The sequence below is a fragment of the Bartonella sp. CL162QHHD genome (genome assembly GCF_042195435.1).
GTDB lineage: Bacteria > Pseudomonadota > Alphaproteobacteria > Rhizobiales > Rhizobiaceae > Bartonella.
This window is the reverse complement of record NZ_JBHIOG010000086.1, coordinates 1-5,535: the sequence shown is the minus strand read 5'-3', so window position 1 is coordinate 5,535 and position 5,535 is coordinate 1. Positions and strand designations below refer to the sequence as shown.

Below are 5,535 nucleotides of genomic sequence, written 5' to 3'. Positions count from 1 at the left end.
TTTCATGCTTTAAAACGTCTACCTTTAAAACAAAGACATAAAAAGCTGCACGTATAGTGCAGCTTTTTTGCAAAATCTTCTTGATTTTTCATGCTTTTCAACACAACAAGAATTTTCGAAATCCACGTGAAGCTTTTATAATCGTGAGAAACAAGCTTCAAAATAAAAGATTTTTTTCAATAATTCTATTTTTTTATGTTTTTCCTTTAAAAAACTTCTTAAATGAAGTGTTGACTCCATCGATTATATATATGCCATTACAGCATAACAAATATGCGGCTCTTGCTCTATTTTTTCCATTTAAGCCAAACGAATTTCGCAAAAAAATATTTCTCTACGATCAACAACTTTTCTCAATGTGGAAAACATATCAATCTTACATCTCATGTAAGAGGGAGCATTATGCGGTTAACATTTCATCCACACACAATATGAGAGAATAAGTTGAATTCTCTGATACAAAGGGAATACCAACCTACCAAATTATCTATTCTCAACAAAGCAACACTCTCACCACTTCAATACCAGTATTTTAGTTTGAGTATACGAACACAATTTACATTCTAGATTAAATGTATCAAATAAACAATGAACATAAAATCTATGAATAAACAATGGTTTAACTTTACATGCTTCAAACAAAGGACAAAATTCTATAATCATGCGTTATTAATTCTTTTGTAAATATTTTTATCAGATATCAAAAATCGTACCATTGCTTTCAATACAAGAAACCGACATAAAAAGTTTCATATTGAATGACCAAATAGTTTTTTACAAATTGCGATATTAGAGCAAAATCTTCATTGGCTAATTATACGAAAAAATAAAATAGAAAATGCATTTTAATAAATATAAAAGAATATGTAAAAAACCATAGATCACCTTATGATCATGTTATTTATGATTCAGATATTGAGTTTAGTTTTGCACAATCGTTTGAAAAAAACGATGAGATTAAAGTTTATGCGCAACTGCCTAAATGGTTTAAAATTGATACACCTCTTGGATCATATACTCCCGATTGGGCTGTATTATTTGAGCAAGATGGGCAAGAAAAACTGTATTTTGTTGTGGAAAGCAAAGGAAGTATTTTCGAAGACATGTTGCGCGATCTGGAAAAAGCAAAAATCCATTGCGGTCATGAACATTTCAAAGCTTTGGGAGAAAATACCCAATATATTGTTTCTGATAATTATGAAACTTTTATCGATCAAGCACTTCAAAAAGATACCATAACAACTTGAAAAAATGTTTGGGCTATGGAAACAACCCTCCCCTGTTGTTTATAAAATGCACCTTTTTCCTACTCTATAATTTACAAGCCCTTCCTTATAACCGATTTTAATTTTTATTAAACAATCAAGAGATTGTCGAATATTTTCCAGAAAGGGCTGCACATTTAAGAAAAGAAAATTATAAACTATTGAGAATACATTTGACACCCAAACAATCATTTAAGCATAAAAAATGATATATAAACAAACATTGGATTTTTAAGTCAATAATTTGATTTATAAAGATTTTCACATTTTCCATGTTAAATAATAAATGCAAATGGAGCAGGCATGCACGTCTCGTGTAGGTTCTGCTTTTGCTCTCATGCAAAGTGAATTGACAGAAAACAGACTCCTCGATAAACTCATCAAAATCAGCTTAACTGATGGCTTCATTTTGGAGGAAGAGGGGTTTGTACAAAAGAGAAGCATTTGGGGACCATCAGCACTTCCAATCACATTCATTCCAATATCAAAACCGCAGACATCACAAACACGTGTTAATTTTTAAAAGTCTGTGAATGGGGCGCAACCAATGTTTTAAAGAACATCTGTAGGGAGCACGATCATGCAAAAGGTAGATTCCTATACAAAAACAGAAAGGTATGTCATATATACCGTCATTATTTCCAGCATACTTCCTCTGCTGGACGGAAGCATTGTTAATGTCATCCTTCCTAACCTTGCGCATTATTTTTCCGTGGAAGGAAATAATATACAATGGATTGTAACATCCTATTTTCTAGCCACCGTGCCAGGACTACTGATGGCAGCTTTTGTGCAAGAAAGAATAGGTATCAAAAGCACTTGGTTTCTTGCAAGCTTCATTTTTATGCTTGGATCACTGGGGGTAGGATTAAGCTATAGTTTTCCAACCATTATATCTGCCCGTATCGTTCAAGGTTTTGGGACCGGTCTTTTGCTACCCCTTAGTCAAACCATCATTGCCTTACAATTTGGACAGACACGAGTGCGCCAAGCCATGGGCACCATAGCCGTACCAACAGTTTTCGCTCCTGCCTTTGGTCCGCTGGTGGGCGCCTCACTTGCTCAGTATGTCTCTTGGCGTTTGTTATTTTTTATTAATATTCCGCTTATTTTATTGGCACTCACCCTTGGAGCAAAACATTTAAAGAACAACGAAACAACAAAAACAAAATTTAACTTATTTGCATTTTTAGCGTTTTCCATATCGCTTCTTTCGTTTTTTTACCTCACAGAAGCCAGAAACATCAATAACAAAAATCACTTATATATCCTAGCACTTATAGCGGTGATATCTCTCATATTATTCATTGTTTCTAATCAGAAAGCAAAAAACAAATTAATCGTCTTTAGCGGATTTCAAAATGCGCGCTATACATTACTCATGATCATGGGGCTTGTTGCTTCATTTCTTTTTTATAGCTTCCTCGTTTATTTCCCACTAGCCATTGCCATGGAACAAGCCCATGAAAATAGCCTTCTCATCATCGGTGCCCTCCTAGCTCTGCAAGGGGTAGGAGCATGGATCGGAAGGAAATTTATTTACCAAAAATGGAAAGAAAAATCTCCCTTTTTCATGATAGGAATTGGTTTAGTGACATCAAGCCTTGGGTTATTATGCTTCGGCTATAATATAAGCATGGATGGACTTGGATTCTTGCTAAGAGGCATAGGACTTGGCATCGCCACCATTGTCTGCCTTTCCGCCCCCATCCAATATGTCAACAGTTTATACGTCAAAGATACAGCCGTTATCACACGCATATTACAGCAAATAGGTGGTGCCTTAGGGGGTATATTCGCTGGCTTTTTGATCCATTCTCTGACAGAAGAATACTTGTCCTTAAACCAAACATATATCGTATTCTTCATATTCTCTATCGCTGCATTTTTACTGTTTTGCCTAGCCCTCCTCTTATCGCGTAAAGAGAAGAATTCCGATTTATGATATGCTTTATTTGAACACCCTATCCATAACATTGGCAATGGCATATAAAATCATACAGCATTTACCACTTTTCGAGAAACCAACACACTGAGACCTTGACCACAGCCTTCATCATTTTTATGAAAGAACACTAAACCGATAAGCTCCTTAAGCTCTAAAATTGATCACCTCCAGTAACGTACGGTGTTTGTAATTTTATGATACCTCTGTGCTTTTAGATCCCTCTAAAAACCTCTTGAAATATGGGATTTTCTGATCAGACCTTTGCAAAGATCCACGAAATTAAGCACGCATTTCAATGCGGAATAGTTCCATAAATGCGCTAACAGACGCCCTACCGCACCAGCATAGAATATAGAACCCGCCCCCGCGCACGCCCCTATAAATGCTAATCATCTTTTACCACACACCGCGATGTGAAAAATCGCACTGTATTACAAACTTGATAATGTTATTCACCCCTTTTCAAAGTCATTGAATCACTATGCTTTCATAACAGCAATAGGTCCAAATGAAACTGAAGAGACAAAAACAGCTGGTAAAGCAGCATCTTCTCTCCATTTCATTGTTAACTGTTATAAGAAATCTCCCCCACTTTAATAAAAAAGCCCTCTCTCATTGAGAGGGAAATTTTAAAAACATTGAAAATCATGATGCACAATGACAGACAGCAAACCATCTCTAAAAAGACTGTTTCTTGATTTTCACAGCGTACTCTTAGATTTCTCTAACATTTTCCTGCCTTTAGATTTTCCTTATAAAATTTACGGACAAAAGAAGCTTTTCAGAACTCTTTTACACATAACTTCATTGCTTCAAGCTCCCTTACAGACACGATAAACGCGTATATTTCCATCTACCAAGTATGCGAGCTTCACAGCGGATATAATGAAAACAGTCTTTTTATAGAAAACCGTAAGCTTTAACGGAATAAACGAGATTTTAAACTAGCCTCCCGCATTACTCATTACTCTATACCGGTTATGCAAATAAAGAGCCACATCTACTTTTTCTGACAAGCAAAGAACACACACAACATTTAGTAACATGCCATTATTGAAATTCTTGTCACAAAACCTTCCGTTCAGGGATTATGCGCATTGCCTGCTTCCTTCTCTCTAATAAACAATCTGCCAATAAAGAATGTTATTGCAGTTACGATAATACAAAATTATACTTCTGTTCTCATTCTATATTTTTCCAATTATCACGCATTATTCACCCCCTTCACTGCTTCACTGTTATAACAATGAAAGGAGAAAAAAATTAAAACACAATATGGCATTTCTCTTTCACAAATCTTATATAAGCCACAAAATTGTTGCGCGACTTTCTAAGCAAGGTCAGACAATAAAATCATACTCTAAAAACCACTCAACATAGCACTTTTTGATATTACAAAGATACAAAATGCAACTATCGTCTCCGCAAACAATATCTCAGAAAAACAAAATCCCTCCTGCAACAATTAGGGCACTCTCTCAAATATTACCAAAGTACTATTGGCCAGAGAATTTGGATGCCTTATTCTTTTATACACCATCTGCTCCTCATGAGTACCTAAGTGATGATAAAGAAGTCACGATTAAGAAACGACTAGACACAATCAATGTAAAATGCAATGAACCGCTTGAAGTCCTTGGTCCCCTGCTTGGTGATTTTTTGGACAGCGAGTTTCATAAGTTAGTCGGATTCATATTTCAAGACATACCAGAAGATCAAATGCTACAACAGCTTAAAACAGATCAACGTAAAGTTTTAGAAACGTTAAAGAAAGATGGATTAGAATATCAGCGTGGAGGGCATCTTATCAAGAAGGAGTTGACCTCCACACAAGAATTGCAAAAAGCTGGTCTCCTCTCGATGGAAGAGCTAAAAAAACTTATTGCAGAGAAAGAACTTTCAGCAGTAGAAATCGAAATAAATAGAGCATTAGAAAATATAGAAAAAGATCCAAGGGAGGCAGTTCTATTTGCAGCAAATCTGTTGGAAGCCTCTTGCAAAGCTTATCTCGACCACCATTCTATCCCATATGCAGAAAACGCCCGTAATAATCTGCCCGCTTTATGGGAAGAAGTCGTTAAGAAAGCTAAGATCCATCCCGAAGATATGAAGCAAGAAAACTTAAAAAATCAAGATCTAGATGAAAATGACTTAAAAATGATCGCATCCGGTCTGTATCAAATTGTGCGCGGTACTATAAAGTTAAGAAACAAGAAAGGTGCAGCGCACGGCCGCTCAGAAAAGGATTTTGAACTAATCAATCTCAAGCCTCGCCATGCGCGTTTAACTTTTAATGCCGCCCATTCTCTCTCAATTTATATT

Annotated in this window: 4 protein-coding genes; all 4 read left to right on the top strand. The window is 35.9% G+C overall.

All coding sequences use genetic code 11. The features are described 5' to 3' along the window. Positions 1–842: 842 nt before the first annotated feature. Positions 843–1,247 (top strand): hypothetical protein, encoded by a 405-nt coding sequence (locus tag ACFILD_RS08835; protein ID WP_375665139.1) that lies wholly within the window; start codon positions 843–845, stop codon positions 1,245–1,247. Positions 1,248–1,551: 304 nt separating this feature from the next. Continuing rightward, positions 1,552–1,788 carry a hypothetical protein gene (locus tag ACFILD_RS08830; RefSeq protein ID WP_375664291.1) on the top strand — a complete coding sequence of 79 codons (237 nt, stop codon included), beginning with the start codon at positions 1,552–1,554 and terminating at the stop codon, positions 1,786–1,788. A gap of 57 nt (positions 1,789–1,845) precedes the next feature. Beyond that, positions 1,846–3,210: an MFS transporter gene (locus ACFILD_RS08825; protein WP_375664290.1), complete on the top strand. Its 1,365-nt coding sequence runs from the start codon at positions 1,846–1,848 to the stop codon at positions 3,208–3,210. Between the two features lie 1,410 nt (positions 3,211–4,620). Further along, on the top strand, positions 4,621–5,535 hold a 915-nt coding region (locus ACFILD_RS08820; protein WP_375665137.1), incomplete at its 3' end, for an abortive infection family protein.